We start from the raw sequence: 17,671 nt of genomic DNA, 5'->3' as shown, positions 1-17,671 counted from the left end.
TCGTCCGGTGGTGGGTCAGTTGCCGACGCGGCGGCGCACGTCCTGGAACGCCGTGTAGTTGGCGATCAGCTCGATCTGGCCGGGCGGGGCCAGCTGGACGGCCTCGTCCAGCGTCTCGCAGACCCGGAAGTCCAGCCCCGCGACCTCCAGGCGCACCGCCAGGTCGAGGCGGCGGTCGCCGATCACGAAGATCGGGTGGCCGGCCAGGCGCGGGTAGTCCACGTCCCACAGCCAGGAGGTGTCGGTGCCGTCCGCGCCGCGGGCGTTGACCGAGAGGATCACCGGGGCGGGCGCCGGGTCGATGAGGGAAAACGTTTCGAGCCAGCCCGCCGGGTTCTTCGCGAGGAGCAGGCGCAGCTCCCGGCCCATGAAGCTCACCACGTCGTAGCGGCCGGCGACGGCCTGCACCTGGTACATGCGCTCCAGCGCCACCTGCGGGGGCACCCCGAAGACGGCGGCCACGGCGGCGGAGGTGGCGGCGTTCGCCTTGTTGGCGCGGCCGGGCAGCTGGAGGTGGATCGGCCAGGCCGAACCGTGCGGGTCCAGGACGTGGTCCCCGCTGAGCACCCAGCTCGGGGTCGGACGGCGGAAGCCGCACTCCCCGCAGAACCAGTCGTCCCCGGGGCGCTGCATGACCCCGCCGCACGAGGGGCAGGACCAGGCGTCGTCCTTCCACTCCTGGCCGGCCGCCACCCACACGACGTTCTGCGAGGAGCTCGCCGACCACACGATCAGCGGGTCGTCGCAGTTCGCGATGACCACGGCCTTGGAGCCGGCCAGGCCCTCGCGCCACTTCTCGGCGAGCATCCGGGTCTCGGCGGCGCGGTCCAGCTGGTCGCGGGACAGATTCAGCAGCGCGATGGCCTTGGGGGTCACGTCCCGGGCCACACCTGCGAGGTACTTCTCGTCGACCTCGATGACGCCGTACTTGGCGTCCGAGCCGCCGGCGAGCGCCGAGGTGATGCCGGCGGGCATGTTCGCGCCGAGCGCGTTCGAGACGACCGGACCGCTGGCCCGCAGGGCCTCCGCGATCAGGCGGGTCGTCGTGGTCTTGCCGTTCGTCGCCGACACCAGGACGACGTCAAGGTGCTGTGCCAACCGTCCCAGCAGATCGGGGTCGAGCTTGAGCGCGACCTTGCCTCCGATCACCGATCCGCTTCCGCGCCCCGCGGCCCGCGACACCGCCGCTGCGGCCTTGCCCGCCGTCACGGCCAGCTTGGCCCGCGGCGAAAGCGGCTCCGTGTTGCCTGCCATCGTCCCTGTTCCTCCTTGCGTCGGTCCGGCCCAGCCTATCCAGATCCGGCCAGGGCCCGGACCGCGGCGCTGCTGTGAGCCTCGGATCTCCTCATATATTCGCCCGACGTACCCTTACCGCCATGCGACAGCGCGTCATCCCCGGCAGTTCCGGTCTCGTCCGCACCATGACCCTGCTGGGCGACCCGGTGCTCCGTTCCGCTTGCGCGGAGGTCACCGACTTCGGCCCCGGCCTCGCCCGGCTCGTGGAGGACATGTTCGCCACGATGTACGCCGCCGAGGGCGTGGGCCTGGCCGCGAACCAGATCGGCGTCCCGCAGCGGGTGTTCGTCTACGACTGCCCCGACGACGAGGACGTCCGGCACCTCGGGCACGTCGTCAACCCCCGCCTGGTCGAGGCGGACGGGGTCGAGGTGCTCGGCCCCGAGGGCTGCCTGTCCCTGCCCGGCCTGGAGGCCGGCACCCCCCGGTTCGACCGGGCCGTGGTCGAGGGGGTCACGGTGGACAACGAACCCGTGCGGATCACCGGTACGGGGTTCTTCGCCCGCTGCCTCCAGCACGAGTGCGACCACCTGGACGGCACGGTCTACGCGGACCGGGTCACCGGCCTGCGCGCCCGGCGGCTGGAGCGGCAGATCCGCAAGACGCCGTGGGGCGCGGCGGCCGGTCCGCTGCGCGGCTGAGCCGGACGGCTTCAGAACCCCGGGCCGTCGGCCCGGTTGCCCGCCGTGGCCAGGCGGCCCCACAGGAGGTCCGCCAGGGCCGTGACGAGCGTGGCGCGGCCGCACGGGCGCTCGCCGAGCCACCAGTCCCCGGCCGCGTGCATCATGCCGACGATGCCGTGGCCCCAGACCCGGGCCAGTTCGTCGCCCTCCGGGCCGAGGTCCACGCGCTCCGCGATCACCTTGGCCAGCTCCTCGCCCAGCCGCCGCAGCAGCGGGGCCGAGTGCAGGCCCACCTCGAACCCGCGCTCCGCGGACTGCGGGTCCTCGGCCGGGTGCATGAGGAACCGGTACACCTGGGGCCGGGCCTCGATGGCCGCGAGATAGGTGTCGAGGGTCACCTCCACCCGGCGGCGCCGCTCGGCCGGGGCGTCGAGGGCCGCGCGCAGCGAGTCCAGCAGTGCGTCGGTGTGGCGTACGGCCAGGGCCTGGTAGAGGCCCGCCTTGTCGCCGAAGTGCCGGTAGAGGATCGGCTTCGTGATGCCCGCCTCGGCGGCGATCGCGTTCATGGAGGCCTGCGGCCCGTCCCGCAGGACGACCCGTTCCGCGGCTTCGAGCAGCTCCCGGCGCCGCCGTTCGGCCGTTGCCTGGTGGCCGTCCTGCCGGCCGTCCTGCTGCGTGTGCTCCATGAGGTGTCTTCTCCCCGCCCTTGCGATTGCGTGACGCCCACGCAACGTAACACCCCGCACCTCAGGGCGACCGGACCGGCGGTGGCGTTGACATTCCCTACTGGCGGGTAACAGACTGTGCCCTCGCGGTGTTACTGTAGGTAACCTACGTGGTAGAGCGATCTTTTGGAGGGGACATGGCGGAGTTCACCATGGAGCTCAACGAGGACCAGAAGCAGGTCCGCGACTGGATCCACGGCTTCGCCGCCGACGTGATCCGCCCCGCGGCAGCCGAATGGGACGAGCGCGAAGAGACTCCGTGGCCCGTCATCCAGGAAGCCGCCAAGGTCGGCATCTACTCCCTCGACTTCTACGCCCAGCAGTTCTTCGACCCCACCGGCCTCGGCGTCCCGATGGCGATGGAGGAGCTGTTCTGGGGCGACGCGGGCATCGCCCTGTCGATCGTCGGCACCGGCCTCGCCGCCATCGGCGTGCTCGCCAACGGCACCGAGGAGCAGATCGGCACCTGGATCCCGCAGATGTACGGCACCCCCGACGACGTCAAGGTCGCCGCCTTCTGCTCCTCCGAGCCCGACGCCGGCTCCGACGTGGGCGCGATGCGCACCCGCGCCGTCTACGACGAGGCCAAGGACGAGTGGGTGCTCAACGGCACCAAGACCTGGGCGACCAACGGCGGCATCGCCAACGTGCACATCGTCGTCGCCGTGGTCGACCCCGAGCTCGGCACCAAGGGCCACGCCTCCTTCATCGTGCCCCCGGCCACCCCGGGCCTCAGCCAGGGCCAGAAGTTCAAGAAGCACGGCATCCGGGCCTCGCACACCGCCGAGGTGGTCCTGGAGGACGTCCGCGTCCCGGGCTCCTGCCTGCTCGGCGGCAAGGAGAAGCTCGACGAGCGGCTGGCCCGCGCCCGCGAGAAGGCCAGGGCGGCGGGCGGCGAGCGCGTGAAGAACGCGGCCATGGCCACCTTCGAGGCCTCCCGCCCTGCGGTCGGCGCCATGGCGGTCGGCACCGCGCGCGCCGCGTACGAGGTCGCCCTCGACTACGCCAAGACCCGCACCCAGTTCGGCCGCCCGATCATCGACAACCAGGGCGTGGCCTTCCAGCTCGCCGACATGCGCACGCAGATCGACGCGGCCCGGCTGCTGGTGTGGCGGGCCTCCTGGATGGCCGTCGCGGGCAAGCCCTTCACCTCCGCGGAGGGCTCGATGTCCAAGCTCTTCGCGAGCGAGGTGGCCAAGAAGGTCACGGCCCAGGCCGTGCAGATCCTCGGCGGCAACGGCTTCACCCGCGAGTACCCGGTGGAGCGCATGCACCGCGACAGCGCGATCTACACGATCTTCGAGGGCACCAGCGAGATCCAGCGCCTGGTGATCGCCCGCACCCTCGCGGAGATGCCGATCCGCTAGTACGTGCGCACGGCCGGCCGCGCCACGCGGCCGCAGGGCCGGGCGGCCCACGCGCCGCCCGGCCCTCCGGCACGCGCCGGATCGCCCGCGGCTGTGCCCTGCGCGCCGGCTACCGCGGCGGCCGCAGCAGCCCCGCCACCGCCCGCCCGAACACCAGCCGCCCGGCCGCGGCCAGCAGCGGATCCAGCCGCCGCGGCACCCCGCGCAGCCGCAGCTCCTCGCGCCACTCCACCTCGCAGCCGGGCCGGCCGCCGGCCGCCGGACGTACCTCGATCTCGGCCCAGCCCGTCACCACCCGCCCCCGCTTCTCCAGCCGGCAGTGCCCGCCCGCACCCGCGGGCGGCGGCTGCCAGGCCGTCACCACCATCGGATCGTCGAAGCGGAACCGGCCGGCCCCGGTGCGGGCGGTGAACGCCGTGCCCACGTCCGTCGGCGGCGCCGTGTGCAGCACCGTCCGGGTCAGCGGGACCTGGGCACCGTGCCGCTCCCAGTCGGTCACGCGCCGCCACGCCTCGGCGACGGACAGAGGACTGCTGTGCACGAATCGGATAAAGGCCACGCACAGAGCGTAAATCGCTTGTTCGCCCCGTGAGATAGAGCAAGAAAACGGGTTCCGCCGGTGCCTCGTGATCAGTAATACTTCCCGCCACCGTGGATGGCGGGACGCCGAAACGACCACCGGCCCTGCGCCTCCACAGAGCGAGGAGGTGCGCCATGCCGTGTACTCACCAGCCGCCCTGCCCACCAGCCGACAGCGCCGATCGCGACGCCGCCCGCACCGTGGCCTTCCACCCGGAACAGGGCTGGAGCCTCCTGTGCAACGGCGTGGTGCTCTTCGACGACACGGGGGAGCTGCTCCCCGACGGCCGCACGGTCGCATCCCGCCGCCCCGTCGCGGCGGTCTGAGCCCAGGAGGTCCGATGCGCCAGACACGGATTCGCAAGCCCGCCCCCAAGCCCGCACCGCGCGACCTGGACCTGCGCACCCCGTCGGGCAGACCGCTTCCGTACTGACCGTACGGGAGCGAACACCCCGCCCCGGGCCGTCGCACAGCGGCCCGGGGTTCAGGCGGGCGGCGGCGCCGCCCCGCCGAGGAAGGCGCGGTCGAAGGCCTCGTCGCCGATCGCGGCACGGGCCTGGCGCTCGCCGCCGTCGCGTACGGCGGTCAGCGAGGGCGAGCCCATCTGCGGGCGTCCCACGGTGCGCCACACGGTGTGCCCGGCGCCCAGCAGGCGGGCGGCCAGCTCGCCGTCGCCCTGCGCCGCCACCGCCGCGGCCAGCAGGTCCAGCCCGAGCGCGATGCCGAAGCTGTCGTGCAGCAGCCGCTTGCCGGAGAGCATCGCGCGCACGTGCCGGGCCGCCTCCCCGGGCTGTCCGGTGCGCAGGGCGATCAGCGCCAGGACGTAGTCCGCGTACGCCCGCAGCCAGCGCTCGCCCAGCCGGGTGCACGCCTCCAGCAGGCCCGTGGCCTCCGCCTCGGCCTCCTCGTAGCGCTCCAGATCGCAGTACGCGTACGAAGCGGAGAGCCGGCTCAGCAACGCCCCCGCCCCGTCCGGCCTGCCGCCCCGCCCGATGACCTCCGTACGGGCCGCCGGATCGGCCAGTTCCAGGGCGCGCAGCGGATCGCCCGGCATCAGGAGGCACACGGACACCACGTAGGCCGCGCGCAGCTCCAGTTCCGGATCGCCGAGCAGCTGGGCCAGGCGGGCGCAGGCCCGGCCGTGGGCCAGCCCGGTTTCCAGGTCGCCCTGGAGCATCGCGGTCAGCCCGAGGGCCCACACCGCCTGCGCCCGGGCGGGCCCCGGCTCCGGGTCCGCGGCCGCCAGGGCCCGCTCCAGGAAGGAGCGGCCCTCGCGCAGGTGCCCGCAGCAGAACCAGAAGAACCACAGGGTGCCCGCCATCTCCAGGGCAGCCGCCGGGTCGGTGCCCAGCAGGTGTTCCAGGGCGGCCCGCAGCTCGCTGTGGTCGGCGCTGATCCGCCGGTACCACTCCGCCTGGTCCGGGCCCAGCCACTCGGCCCCGGCCTGTCCCGCCAGGGCGGCGAACCAGTGCGCGTGCCGGTCGGCGCAGCGCTCCTCCTCGCCGAGCTCGGCCAGCCAGGTGCGGCCGTACTCGCGGATGGTGTCGAGCATCCGGTACCGCTCCCCGGCCCCCTCGACGGTGCGGCGCACCACCGACTTCCCGGCCAGGCCGGCCAGCACCCGGGGCACCTCGGAGGCGGGCAGGGGCCCGCCCGCGCACACGGCGCGGGCCGCCGCCGGGGTGAAGTCGCCCGCGAACACCGACAGCCGCGCCCACAGCAGCCGCTCCAGGGGTTCGCACAGCTCGTGGCTCCAGCCGATGGCCGTCCGCAGGGTCCGGTGCCGGGAGGGCTCGGCCGCCCGGCTGCCGGAGAGGAACTCGAAGCGGGTGCCCAGCCGTTCGGCCACCTGCTCCAGGCTCCACAGCCGGAGCCGGGCCCCGGCCAGCTCCAGCGCGAGCGGGATTCCGTCGAGGCGCCGGCACAGCTCGGCGGCGGTGGCGGCGCGGCCGGGGTCGGCGAAGGCGGCGGCCGCCTGCGGGGTGGCGGCCACGGCCCGGTCCCGGAACAGGGCGAGCGCCTCGCTGTCCGCACCCTCGACGGGCAGCGGGCGCACCTCCGTGACCCATTCGCCGTGGCAGCCGAGGGGCTGGCGGCTGGTCGCGACCACGGTCAGCCCGGGTGCGGACTGGAGGAGTTCGCCGACCAGGTGGCGGCAGCCGTCCACGAGGTGCTCGCAGGTGTCGAGGACGAGGAGCATGTCCTTGTCGGACACCCAGGCGCACAGCTCCTCGTCGGAGGAGAGCAGGGCCTGTTCGGTGAGGCCGAGGGTGTGGGCGACGGTCGCGGAGAGCAGGCCCGGGTCGCGCAGCGGGGAGAGCTCCACCCACCAGGCGCCGTCGGGGAAGCCGCGGGAGGCGTGGCGCGCGGCCCGCAGGGCCAGCCGGGACTTGCCCACTCCGCCCACACCGGTCAGGGTGATCATCCGCCGGTCCCGAAGCAGTCCGTGCAGCCGGTCCAGTTCGGTGCCGCGTCCCACAAAGCTTGCCGTCTCCGACGGCAGATTCCCCAACACGGCGACAGATTCTGTCTCACGGCCCGCCCGGGGCAAGCCCTCGCGATCATTGTTGACCGAATGATCACCGACTGGCAGGAGTACGCGACTACGGCCCTGCGAGTGTGACCGAACGCTCGGCGGAGAATGATCCCCAGGTGCCGTCGGGCAGCCGGGCGCGCAGTTTGAGCCGCCACACGGTGCCCGCCGGTTCGGCGACGGTCAGCCGGTAGACCGCCCGGCCCGCGGGCACCGCGCCGCGGCCCCACTGGATGACCGTGGTGGCCTTTCCGTTCACGTGCAGCTCGTATTCGCCGACCGGCTCGCCGGTGTCGGGGGCGTACCAGGACAGCTCCAGCGCGCCCGGGGCGGCGCTCGCGCGGAAGTCCGCGGGCACGGTGCTCGGGCCCTCGTCCGCGGCGCGGGGGGTGGTGACGTCCGCGGCCGGGCTGTCCGGGGAGGAGTTGTCGGCGCGGTCCCGGGCCCGCACCGTGAAGGTGTAGGCGGTGTCCGGCCGCAGCCCCGTGATCCGGGTGCTCGTGGTCCGGCCGTCCACCGTGTGGATCCGCACCCCGCCCTGGTGGATGTCGTACGCGCTCACCCCGACGTCGTCGGTGACGGCCGGCCAGGAGAGCACCGCGGCCCGGGGACCGTCCGGCCGCGCCGACAGCCGGGCGGGGGTGCCCGGCGGGCGGTGGTCGTCGGGGGCCGCCTCCGGGGTGGTCACCCGCACCTCTGCGCTGCGCGGGGAGAGGTTCCCGGCGGCGTCCCGGGCCCGCACCGAGAAGGCGTACGCGGTCCGGGGCGTCAGGCCGGTGACGTCCACCATCCGCTTCCCGGCGGGGAGTTCGCGGATCCGGATCCCGCCCCGGAACAGCTCGTACCCGGTGACCCCGTCGGCGGGAGCGGCCTCGTCCCACATGACGTGCACCGAGCCGGAGCTGCCGGCCTGGGCGGTGAGCCCGGTGGGCGCGGGCGGGCTCTGGGTGTCGGGTCCGGAGCCGGTGCAGCCGGTGCAGCCGGTCAGGAGGGCGCCCAGCGCCCCGAGGGCGGACAGGAGGACGCCGGGCCGAACGGAGCGTCGCACGGCTCCTCCTCACGCTGGTGCGGATGCGTAGACACCATTGGTCTAGACATATATGGCACGCCGTGCGGGCGGCCATCAAGACCCCTGCGGCAGGGTGTGCGATCTGTCCGCACTCGGTGCGCGGTGACCGGACTGTGTCGGTGCATGCCCCTTGCGTACTGTTTAATTGCGAGCGATTCGCAATAACTTTTGATCGGCAAGCAGGACAAGCAGTACAGAGGTGTGCACAGCATGACGGGCCGTAGGGCACGGGCAACCGCCGCGACCACGCTGGCCGCCGCACTCATCGCGAGCGCAGCAGCCTGCTCCCCGCCCGGCGGAGGCGGGACCTCCGCCGCGGCCGCCGACTCCGTCGTGGTCGGCATCGCCAACGAACCCGAGACCCTCAGCCCGCTCCTCGGCTACGGCAAGGACGGCAACTCCAAGATCTTCGACGGGCTGCTCACCCGCGACTCCGCCATGCGGCTGCGCCCCGCGCTCGCCGTGGCCCTCCCCGAGGTCTCCGCCGACCGGCTCACCTACACGTACACCCTGCGCCGCGGTGTCCGCTTCAGCGACGGCGCCCCCTTCACCGCCAAGGACGTCGTCTTCACCTACCGCACGATCCTCGACCCCGGGACGAACAACCCGTCCAGGACCGAACTCGACGCCGTCGAGCACGTCGAAGCCAAGGGCGGGGACCGCGTGGTCTTCACCCTCAAGTACCCCTACGCGCCCTTCGCCGAGCGCACCGTCCTGCCCATCGCCCCCGAGCACATAGCCGGCCGGCAGGACGTCAACAGCGGCGAGTTCGGCACCCGGCCCGTCGGCACCGGACCGTACGTCCTGACCGCCTGGTCCAAGGGCGAGAAGCTCAGCTTCAAGGCCAACCCCGGCTACTGGGGCGGCGCCCCCACGGTGAAGAAGTTCACCATGGCCGTCATCAAGGACGACGACGTGCGCGCCACCCGGCTGCGCTCCGGCGAGCTCGACGGCGCGATCCTGCCACCCGCCCTGGCCAAGGGCTTCGCCCACGACAAGGGCCGCACCACGCTCGCCGCCGCCTCCTTCGACTACCGCAACGTCACCCTCCCCACGCACCACCCGGTGACCGGCGACCCGGCCGTCCGCCGGGCCCTCGACCTCGCCGTGGACCGCACCGCCCTCGTGGACAAGCTCCTCGACGGGGCCGGCAAGCCCGCCTACGGACCGGTCCCCACCGACAGCCCCTGGTTCGCCAAGGGCACCGAGCGCCGCCACGACCTCGCACAGGCCCGCCGGATCCTCGACGCGGCCGGCTGGCGGCCCGGACCCGACGGGATCCGCACCCGCGGCGGCGTCCGCGCCGCCTTCCCGCTCTGGTACACCGCCGGCGACAAGCTGCGCCAGGACCACGCCCTCGCCTACGCCTCCGACGCCAAGAAGGCCGGCATCGAGATCCGGACCGAGGCCGGGACCTGGGAGGTCATCGAGCCGCGGATGAAGACCGAGGCCGTGCTCGCCGGCGGCGGCTCGCCCGCCGACCCCGACTTCGACCAGTACCAGCTGCTGGCCTCCGCCCTCGGCGGCGACGGCTTCAACAACATGGCCCGCTACGCCGACCCGGCCGTGGACAAGGCCCTCGAAGAAGGCCGCCGCAGCGGGGACCCGGCCGTCCGCAAGGCCGCGTACGACACCGTGCAGCGGGCCCTCGCCAAGAACCCCGGCTACACCTTCCTCACCCACATCGACCACCTCTACGTGGTCGGCGACCGCTGGCGGAACCTCAGCACCCAGGTCGAGCCGCACGACCACGGCCTCGGCTCCGGCCCCTGGTGGAACGTCGAGAAGTGGCAGCCGAACCCGTGAACCGCCCCCTGGGCCGGCCGGACCCCGCCCGGCCGGACCGCACCGCGCCCGCCGGCGCCCCGCGCACCGGCCGGGGCGCCGGGCGGGCCGCCGCGATGGCCCGCATGGCCGGCCGCCGGACCCTCTTCGCCGTCCCCGTGCTGCTCACGGTCACCTTCGGGGTCTTCGCCGCCGCGGCCCTCTCGCCCTTCGACCCCGTCAAGGCGTACGCCGGCACCGCCGGACTCACCGCCTCCCGGGAGACCCTCGACCAGCTCCGCACCAACCTCGGCGCCGACCGCCCCTTCACCTCCCTCTGGTGGGACTGGCTGACCTCCGCCCTCACCGGGGACCTCGGCACCTCGGCCGCCATGCGCCGGCCCGTGGCCGAGGTGATCGGCGAACGCCTCGGCTGGTCCGTCCTGCTGGCCGGGACCGCGTTCCTCGCGGCCGTCCTCCTCGGCACCGCCCTCGGCGTCCTCGCCGCCCGCCGCCCCGGCGGACTCCTCGACCGGACCGCGACCACCGCCGCGTACGTCCTGGAGGCGGCCCCCGCCTTCTGGCTCGGGCTGCTCGCCGTCTGGTTCTTCGCCGTACGGCTCGGGGTGCTGCCCGCCGGCGGCCTCACCGACGCCGGCGCCGACACCGTCACGGCCGGCCAGGTCCTGCGCCACCTCGTCCTGCCCGCCCTGGTCCTCGCCCTCTCCCAACTCCCCTGGTTCTTCCTGTACGCACGCCAGGGCGTGGCCGATGCCCTGGCGGAGGACCCCGTACGCGGAGCCCGGGCGCGGGGACTGCGCGAGCGCACCGTCCTGGTCCGCCACGCCCTGCGCTCCGGGATGCTCCCCATGCTCACCCTGATCGGCTCCCGGATCCCCGAGGTGATCACCGGAGCCCTGCTCGTGGAGACGGTCTTCAGCTGGCCCGGCATCGCCGCGGCCACCGTCGAGGCCGCCACCTCGGTCGACTTCCCGCTGCTCGCGGCCCTCACCGCGCTCGCCACCGCGGCCGTCCTGGCCGGGAACCTCCTGGCCGACCTGCTGTACGGGCTCGCCGACCCGAGGGTGGGCTTCGATGGCTGAAACCCCCACCGGGGGCGCGCCCGCAGCGGTCGCGGCCCCCGTCTGGCGCAGCCGCCCGGGCGGCCGCGGCGGGCCGGCCCGCGGCAGCCGCACCCTGCGCGTGCGCAGCTCCGCGGCGGTGGTCCTGGCCGTGGTCCTGGCCGTGACCCTCGTTCCCGCGCTCTTCCCCCTCGACCGGCAGGCCGTCGACCTCGCCGCCCGGCTCCTGCCGCCCTCGTGGGAACACCCCTTCGGCACCGACGAGGTGGGCCGCGACCTGCTGCTGCGCTCCGTCCACGGACTGCGGGTCTCCCTGCTGGTCGGCATGGTCGCCGCACTGGCCGCCGCCCTCGCCGGCACTGCCCTCGGCGCCGCCGCGGGCGCCCTCGGCGGCTGGACCGACCGGCTCCTGATGCGGCTCGTCGACACCTTCTCCGCCGTACCCCACCTGCTGCTCGGCGTGCTCGTCGTGGCCCTCTTCCGGCCCGGGATCTGGCCCGTCGTGGTGTCGGTGGCCCTCACCCACTGGCTCTCCACCGCCCGGATCGTGCGCGCCGAGATGCTCTCGCTGCGCTCGCGCCCCTTCGTGGACGCGGCCCTCTCCGGCGGCGCCTCCCGGCTGCGGATCACCCTGCGGCACCTGGTCCCCGGGGTGCTGCCGCAGGCCGGGCTCGCCGCCGTGCTGATGGTCCCGCACGCGATGTGGCACGAGTCCGCCCTGTCCTTCCTCGGCCTCGGCCTGCCCGCCCAGGAAGCCAGCCTCGGCACCCTCGTGCAGAACGCGCGCGGCTCCCTCCTCGCCGGAGCCTGGTGGCCCGCCCTCTTCCCAGGGCTCCTCCTGATCCTGCCCACCCTCGCCCTCGCCGGCCTGGCCGCGGCCTGGCGCGACCGCCTCAACCCCCGCACCCGCTCGGAGCTGACCCTGTGAACCGGGACCGTCCCGCCCCGGCCGCCGCGCACCCCGCGGAGCGGCCCGTGCTGAGCGTGCGCGGGCTGTCCGTGCGGTTCGCGCTGCGCGGCCGCGGCCATGTCGAGGCCGTCACCGACGCGGCCTTCGACCTCGCACCGGGGGAGTGCCTCGCGCTGGTCGGGGAGAGCGGCTGCGGGAAGTCCGTGCTCGCCTCCGCCCTCCTCGGGCTGCTGCCCGGCAACGCGCAGACCGCCGGCTCCGCGTACCTGGCGGACGGGCTCGACCTGCTCGCCGCCGACGAACGCACCCTCGCCCGGACCGTACGCGGCCGGCGCATCGGCCTGGTCCCGCAGAGCCCGGCCGCCCACCTCACCCCGGTCCGCACCGTTCGGTCCCAACTGGAGGAAACGGTGAGGGAGCTGACCGCGGTCGGCCGCGCCGGACTCCGGTCCGCCGCCGAAGCCGCCGCGGACCGCGCCGCGTTCCCCGCCGACCACCTCGACCGCCACCCCCACGAGCTCTCCGGCGGCCTCGCCCAGCGCGCCGCCCTCGCGCTCGCCCTCGCCGGCGACGCACCCCTGCTCCTGGCCGACGAGCCCACCACCGGACTCGACCGGGACCTCGTGCACCGCACCGCCGACGAACTGCGGGCCCACGCCCGCGACGGCCGGGCCCTCCTGATGATCACGCACGACCTGGCGGCCGCCGCCCGCATCGCCGACACCGTGGCCGTCATGTACGCCGGACGCATCGTCGAACTCGCCGCCGCCGCCGACTTCTTCGGGGCGCCGGGCCCCCGGCACCCGTACGCCCGCGGACTCCTCGCGGCCCTCCCGGAACGCGCGTTCACCCCGCTGCCCGGCAGCCCGCCGGCCCTCTCCGAGCTCCCGCCCGGCTGCGCCTTCGCAGCCCGCTGCCCCGCCGCCGGCCCCGCCTGCGCCGTACGGCCCCCGTTCACCGGCGGACTCGCCTGCCACCACCCCGCCCCACCGGAGCCCGCCCGTGCTTGAACTCCGCTCCATCACCGCCGGCCACGGCCGCGATGCGCCGGTCCTCCGCGACCTCAGCCTCACCCTCGCCCCCGGCACGTCCACCGGGCTGCTCGGCCCCAGCGGCTGCGGCAAGTCCACCCTCGCCCGGGTCGCCGCCCTGCTGCACCGCCCCGAGCGCGGCACCCTCCTCCTCGACGGCACCCCCGTCACCCGCTGGCGGCACCGGGCCCCGCGCGAACAGCGCACCGCCGTCGGCGTGGTCTTCCAGCAGCCCCGGCTCGCGTCCGACCCCCGGCTGCGGCTGCGGGACCTGATCGCCGAGCCGCTGCGCGCCTGCGGCCGCCGCGCCGAGGTCGGCACCCGGGTGCCGGAACTGGCCGAACGGGTCGGCCTCGGCGCCGACCTGCTCGGCCGCCGGCCGCACGAGGTCAGCGACGGTCAGCTGCAACGCGCCTGCCTGGCACGGGCGTTGGTGCTCAGACCGCGCTGGCTGGTGTGCGACGAGATGACCGCCATGCTCGACGCCTCCACCGCCGCCGCCCTGGTCGGGGTCGTCGAGGAGTACCGGGCCCGGACGGGTGCGGGACTGCTCGCCGTGGGCCACGATCCGGTGCTGCTGGAGCGCTGGTGCGACCGCACGGTGCACTGGTCCGCCCTCACTGCGGCGGCCCCGGGCGCCAGCTGACCGGCCGTCACCCTCGGTCAACCACCCGGACGGCAGACATGTCGTACCCCCGGAAGGCCGCGGCGCTGCGCCAGGATGGCGGACCGATGCCGCAGCGAAGAGCCGGACCGGCCGCCCGAAGGGGCCGAACCTGCGGCGCAGGAGGTTCTGATGGCGATTTCCGTCTCCCTGGTGCTGCTGCTCCTGGTCCTCGCGGTCGTCTTCGTGCGCAGCGGCGGGCTCAAGGTCTCGCACGCCGTCGTCTGCCTGCTCCTCGGCTTCTACCTGGCGAGCAGCAGCGTGGCGGCGACCATCCACGAGGGCCTGACCGCCACCGCCGACGTGGTCGGCACCTTCAACCCCTGATCCACTGTTGCGCGTTCGTGAATCATCACCCGCCGATATGGACTCCTCAGGCAACGAGTTCTAGCGTCTGCCCGGGCGCGATCACGTCACCGAGGAGGACCCACACGATGTTCCGGAGAACGCTGAACTGCGCGGTGGCCCCGGCCCTCGCCGCAGCGGCGGCGTTGTACGGGATCGCCCCGGCGCAGGCCGAGGAGATACCGAAGGCCCCCGGCCACCGGCTGGTGCACCAGTACGAGGGCAGCCCCGCGAGCGCCCTCCCGCTGCCCGGCCAGGCCCCGCCGCAGCACCCCCACCTCGCGCCCAACGGCCGCAGCGGCATGCACGCCGACGCGGCCGGCAGCGCCACGTACCCCTGGTCCGGCCCGCTCGGGCGCGACCCGGAGGTCCGCAGCGAGAAGATCGCCGCGCTCGGCGGCGAGTGCGCCACCGCCACCTTCGACTCCGGGGGCCGGCTGGTGACCGTGTGCGGGACCTTCGCCGGCTTCAAGGTCAAGCTGCTCGACCCGGTCACCCTGGCCACCCTCGCCGAGCACCAGCTCCCGCAGCGCTCCTCGACCGTCGAGGCGATCACCTCGCTCGACTTCTCGAAGATCTTCAAGGACACCTCGGGTGGCGCCTACTTCTACCTGGACGACCGGGACCGCGCGGTGCTGGCCGACTCGCGCCAGCACATCCTGCGCCTCGGGCACCGCCGGAACCCCGACGGCAGCTGGCAGTTCACCGTCGAGGACGACTGGGACCTCACCCCGCAGGTCCCGCACGACTGCGTGAGTTGGACCAACCTGCGGCCCAGCGGCACCTGCGACCCGGTCACCTCCGTCATGCCCGACTGGAGCGGCCGGATCTGGTGGGTCACCCGGCAGGGCCGGGTCGGCACGGTGGACCCGCACAGCGGCACCATCCGGTCCGTGCAGCTGGCGGGGGAGGAGATCCAGAACTCCTTCTCGGTGGCCGAGGACGGCGTGTCGATCGTCTCCGACCACGCCCTGTACAGCTTCCGCGCGGCCGCCGACGGCACCCCGCAGGTCCAGTGGCGCGAGACCTACGACCGCGGCACCGGCTCCAAGCCCGGCTCCGTGAACCAGGGTTCGGGCACCACCCCGGACCTGTTCGGCGAGGGCGAGGCCTACGTGGCCATCACCGACAACGCCGACGACCGCATGAACGTCCTCGTCTACCGGCGCGGTACGGACGTGCCCGCGGACCGGCGGCTGGTCTGCAAGGTGCCGGTGTTCGGCTCCGGGGCCTCGACCACCGACAACTCCCTGATCAGCTGGGGCAACAGCCTCGTCGTCGAGAACAACTACGGCTACGAGAACGTCACCAGCCTGCTGCTGGGCAAGTCCGTCGTGGGCGGGGTCACACGCATCGACGTACGCCCCGACGGCAGCGGCTGCGACACGGTCTGGGAGAGCGCGGTCCGCTCCCCCTCCACCGTGCCCAAGCTCTCCACCGCCAACGGGCTCCTCTACTTCTACGAGAAGCAGCCCAGCGCCTGGGGGATCGACGCCTGGTACCTCACGGCCGTGGACTTCCGCACCGGCGAGCGCCGCTGGCGGCAGCTGACCGGCACCGGCCCGGCGTACGACAACAACTGGGCCCCGATCACCCTCGGGCCGGACGGGACGGCGTACATCGGCGTGTTCAACGGGATCGTCGCCGTCCGCGACAGCTGACGGCCGACAGCCGACCGCTGACCGCGCACCCCTGCCCCGGCCGGCCCGCGAGGGGACCGGCCGGGGCAGGGGTGCGCGCGCCCGGAACGGGTCAGTGGAACAGCATCGACGCGCCGCCGGCATCCGTGGTGACCGAGCCCGGGCACAGGAAGCTGCCCGAGGTCTTGGTCGCGGTGAAGGCCCGGTTGAGGTACTTGCGGGTGGTGCCGTCGCGGTTCCACATGATGTTCGTGGCCTTGTACCGGCAGGAGATGAAGCTCTGCTGGCCGGTGATGTCGATGACGTCCGTCTTCGCCGTGCCCAGGGCGTCGTCGAAGGTGAATCCGGGGTTGTTGTTGAGGGTGGCGGTGATGCCGCCGTCGCACGCCAGGTTGCCGCCCGGCTTGTTGATCGAGGTGCGGTCGACGGTCAGTGCGGCCGGCGGGTTGGCGCTGGTGCGCGCGTTGGTCCAGGTGCAGGTGCTGCCGGCGACGACGATCACGCCGTCCAGCCGCTGCTCGGCGGTCGGGCCGAGGGCGGTGGCCGCCGTCGAGCCGCCGAGGGCGGCGGCGAGGGCCAGGGCCGCTGCGCCGGAGAGTTTCGCGAGGTTCCTCATCGTGCTCCTCCTTGCCACGTGCCTGTGGGGGTGAGCGGCGCGGCGGGGACCGCGCCGAGGGAGCCGGTGCGTCATGGAAGGTCCCACAGGGCGGCTGAGTTGTCATGACCCTGCCATTGGTTTGATGAAGAATGGCCGGATGGCACCGCGTGCCGGGGGCGCTCTGCGCACGGGAGTGCGGTCCGGGCCCGGTGCGTGAGCGCGGTGTTCGGGGCGGGGCCGGTCCCGGGCGGCGGGCCGGCCCGGTACGAGGATCACCCGGACCGGTGATCCCTGCGGCGCGGCCGGGCCGCGGGCGGCCGGGCTGCGCCAGGGTGGCCGCATGCCTTCCCGCTTCTGGTACGCCCCGTTCCTGCTGCTCGTGCTCGGTACGGCGGGCTGCGTGGTCGTGTCCTCCACCCCGCCGGCCGACGGGCGGCCGCCCGGCCCGGCCGCCCCCGCCGGGCCGGCCCGTGCCGTCCTCGACCTCGGCCCGCCCGGCCCGGCACGGGGTGCCCCGCCGGAGTCCGCCGTACCGCCGCCGCCGGGACCGGCGGCAGCCGACGCGGATCCGGCCGCGCCCCCGGCGACGGAACGGGCCGGGGCTGGGGCAGGGACCGAGGCCGGGACCGGGGGCAGTGCCGAGGTCGGGGCCGGGTCGCCGGGCAAGGTGCGCAGCGGGAGCCGGGCCAGGACACGGAGCGCGACGCGCACCGGGCCCGGGGCGAAGGCCCGCGCGCACCAGAAGCGCCGGGCCGCTCCCCGCCCGCGGCCGAAGGTCCACCACCGCCCCAAGGCCCGTCCCCGCCCCGCGACCCGGCCCGCGTCCAAGCCGGTGCACCGGCCGAAGGCGCGTACGCACCCCCGCCCCCGGCCGCGCGTACACCCCCGCCCGCGCCCGCAGCCCCGCCCGTCCTACGACATGCGGCAGGTGTGCGCGGCGGCGCGCGGGGTCGTGGACCCGGCCATCGCGGCGATGTGCCCGCGCGTGGGGCACTGACCCCCGCAGGCAGGCAGGCAGGCGGCCCGGCCACCGGGCACGGCGAGGACGCGCCGGGACCAGCCCCGGCCGGGCATCGGTGGCCGGAGTGCGTACGGCGGACCGGCCGCCCCACCGATGGCCGAAACCGTGCCGTACGACCGGCCCGCTCGGCCGTCCCGCCCCCGCCCGGAGCCCGCGCGCCCGCCTTGCCGGAGGGCCGACCGGCGTCAGCAGACGGCAGCCGTCGAAGCCGAGCCGCCGCCGGGGACCGGCCGGTGGCGCCCGGGCAGCACGGCAGTCCCGCCGCCCGCCCCCACGGCGCCCGCGGCCGGGCAGCGTTTGCCGGTGGCCACCGGCGTGCGGGTGGTCGTGCCCCTGTCCGGCCCGCTGCCGGCCGGTTTCCCGTCTCCCCTCCTCTTCGGGGTGGGACGGGGCGGGCCCTCGGTCGCCGCCCGCGAGGCCGTC

General features: G+C 74.7%; 17 protein-coding genes. 11 read left to right on the top strand and 6 right to left on the bottom strand.

What is annotated here, in order from left to right:
• Positions 1 to 15: 15 nt before the first annotated feature.
• Positions 16 to 1,254 carry a MurT ligase domain-containing protein gene (locus ACZ407_RS02180; protein WP_468124741.1) on the bottom strand — a complete coding sequence of 413 codons (1,239 nt, stop codon included), beginning with the start codon at positions 1,252 to 1,254 and terminating at the stop codon, positions 16 to 18.
• A gap of 122 nt (positions 1,255 to 1,376) precedes the next feature.
• On the opposite strand from ACZ407_RS02180, the gene def reads away from it, so the two are divergent.
• Entirely contained in the window at positions 1,377 to 1,937 is a 561-nt protein-coding gene (def, locus tag ACZ407_RS02175) for a peptide deformylase (protein ID WP_468124739.1), read from the top strand.
• Between the two features lie 11 nt (positions 1,938 to 1,948).
• Here the strand turns inward: def and ACZ407_RS02170 are convergent, their stop codons facing one another.
• Positions 1,949 to 2,605, bottom strand: coding sequence for a TetR/AcrR family transcriptional regulator (locus ACZ407_RS02170; protein WP_468124738.1), 657 nt, complete (start codon positions 2,603 to 2,605; stop codon positions 1,949 to 1,951).
• Positions 2,606 to 2,781: 176 nt separating this feature from the next.
• Here ACZ407_RS02170 and ACZ407_RS02165 point away from each other — a divergent pair, with 176 nt between their 5' ends.
• Entirely contained in the window at positions 2,782 to 4,011 is a 1,230-nt protein-coding gene (locus ACZ407_RS02165; RefSeq protein ID WP_468124736.1) for an acyl-CoA dehydrogenase family protein, read from the top strand.
• Between the two features lie 109 nt (positions 4,012 to 4,120).
• Here ACZ407_RS02165 and ACZ407_RS02160 read toward each other — a convergent pair whose 3' ends face one another.
• On the bottom strand, positions 4,121 to 4,570 hold the full coding sequence (locus ACZ407_RS02160) for an SRPBCC family protein (RefSeq protein WP_468124734.1): 450 nt from the start codon (positions 4,568 to 4,570) through the stop codon (positions 4,121 to 4,123).
• 155 nt (positions 4,571 to 4,725) lie between these two features.
• Between ACZ407_RS02160 and ACZ407_RS02155 the strand changes: the two genes are divergently transcribed.
• Complete coding sequence (locus ACZ407_RS02155) at positions 4,726 to 4,917, top strand: DUF5999 family protein (protein WP_468124733.1); 192 nt, start codon at positions 4,726 to 4,728, stop codon at positions 4,915 to 4,917.
• A 158-nt stretch (positions 4,918 to 5,075) separates the two neighbouring features.
• Here ACZ407_RS02155 and ACZ407_RS02150 read toward each other — a convergent pair whose 3' ends face one another.
• Both ACZ407_RS02150 and ACZ407_RS02145 read right to left on the bottom strand, forming a co-directional pair.
• Positions 5,076 to 7,070 (bottom strand): ATP-binding protein, encoded by a 1,995-nt coding sequence (locus ACZ407_RS02150; protein WP_468124731.1) that lies wholly within the window; start codon positions 7,068 to 7,070, stop codon positions 5,076 to 5,078.
• Between the two features lie 124 nt (positions 7,071 to 7,194).
• Complete coding sequence (locus tag ACZ407_RS02145) at positions 7,195 to 8,172, bottom strand: fibronectin type III domain-containing protein (protein ID WP_468124729.1); 978 nt, start codon at positions 8,170 to 8,172, stop codon at positions 7,195 to 7,197.
• A 231-nt stretch (positions 8,173 to 8,403) separates the two neighbouring features.
• Here ACZ407_RS02145 and ACZ407_RS02140 point away from each other — a divergent pair, with 231 nt between their 5' ends.
• The 7 genes from ACZ407_RS02140 to ACZ407_RS02110 all read left to right on the top strand — a co-directional run bounded on the left by ACZ407_RS02140 (position 8,404) and on the right by ACZ407_RS02110 (position 15,650).
• On the top strand, positions 8,404 to 9,999 hold the full coding sequence (locus tag ACZ407_RS02140; RefSeq protein ID WP_468124728.1) for an ABC transporter substrate-binding protein: 1,596 nt from the start codon (positions 8,404 to 8,406) through the stop codon (positions 9,997 to 9,999).
• Positions 10,000 to 10,094: 95 nt separating this feature from the next.
• Positions 10,095 to 11,060, top strand: a complete 966-nt coding sequence (locus ACZ407_RS02135; protein WP_468124912.1) for an ABC transporter permease — start codon at positions 10,095 to 10,097, stop codon at positions 11,058 to 11,060.
• Positions 11,053 to 11,967, top strand: a complete 915-nt coding sequence (locus ACZ407_RS02130; RefSeq protein WP_468124726.1) for an ABC transporter permease — start codon at positions 11,053 to 11,055, stop codon at positions 11,965 to 11,967. The genes ACZ407_RS02135 and ACZ407_RS02130 overlap by 8 nt, the downstream gene beginning before the upstream one ends.
• Complete coding sequence (locus ACZ407_RS02125) at positions 11,964 to 12,959, top strand: ABC transporter ATP-binding protein (protein ID WP_468124725.1); 996 nt, start codon at positions 11,964 to 11,966, stop codon at positions 12,957 to 12,959. Before ACZ407_RS02130 ends, ACZ407_RS02125 begins: the two co-directional genes overlap by 4 nt.
• A complete protein-coding gene (locus ACZ407_RS02120; RefSeq protein WP_468124723.1) occupies positions 12,952 to 13,626 on the top strand; it encodes an ABC transporter ATP-binding protein in 675 nt (224 codons plus the stop codon). Before ACZ407_RS02125 ends, ACZ407_RS02120 begins: the two co-directional genes overlap by 8 nt.
• Before the next feature lie 150 nt (positions 13,627 to 13,776).
• Positions 13,777 to 13,971, top strand: a complete 195-nt coding sequence (locus ACZ407_RS02115; RefSeq protein WP_468124721.1) for a hypothetical protein — start codon at positions 13,777 to 13,779, stop codon at positions 13,969 to 13,971.
• Between the two features lie 107 nt (positions 13,972 to 14,078).
• Complete coding sequence (locus ACZ407_RS02110; RefSeq protein ID WP_468124719.1) at positions 14,079 to 15,650, top strand: hypothetical protein; 1,572 nt, start codon at positions 14,079 to 14,081, stop codon at positions 15,648 to 15,650.
• A gap of 91 nt (positions 15,651 to 15,741) precedes the next feature.
• On the opposite strand, the gene ACZ407_RS02105 is transcribed toward ACZ407_RS02110, so the two are convergent.
• The gene (locus ACZ407_RS02105) at positions 15,742 to 16,245 is read right to left on the bottom strand and encodes a hypothetical protein (protein ID WP_468124718.1); all 504 of its coding nucleotides are present in this window, start codon (positions 16,243 to 16,245) and stop codon (positions 15,742 to 15,744) included.
• Between the two features lie 322 nt (positions 16,246 to 16,567).
• On the opposite strand from ACZ407_RS02105, the gene ACZ407_RS02100 reads away from it, so the two are divergent.
• The gene (locus ACZ407_RS02100; RefSeq protein WP_468124716.1) at positions 16,568 to 17,224 is read left to right on the top strand and encodes a hypothetical protein; all 657 of its coding nucleotides are present in this window, start codon (positions 16,568 to 16,570) and stop codon (positions 17,222 to 17,224) included.
• Positions 17,225 to 17,671: the final 447 nt, after the last annotated feature.

The organism is Streptomyces sp. NPDC030809, from assembly GCF_055572195.1.
The sequence above is the reverse complement of the archived record's forward strand: the minus strand, read 5'-3'. Positions and strand labels throughout refer to the sequence as shown.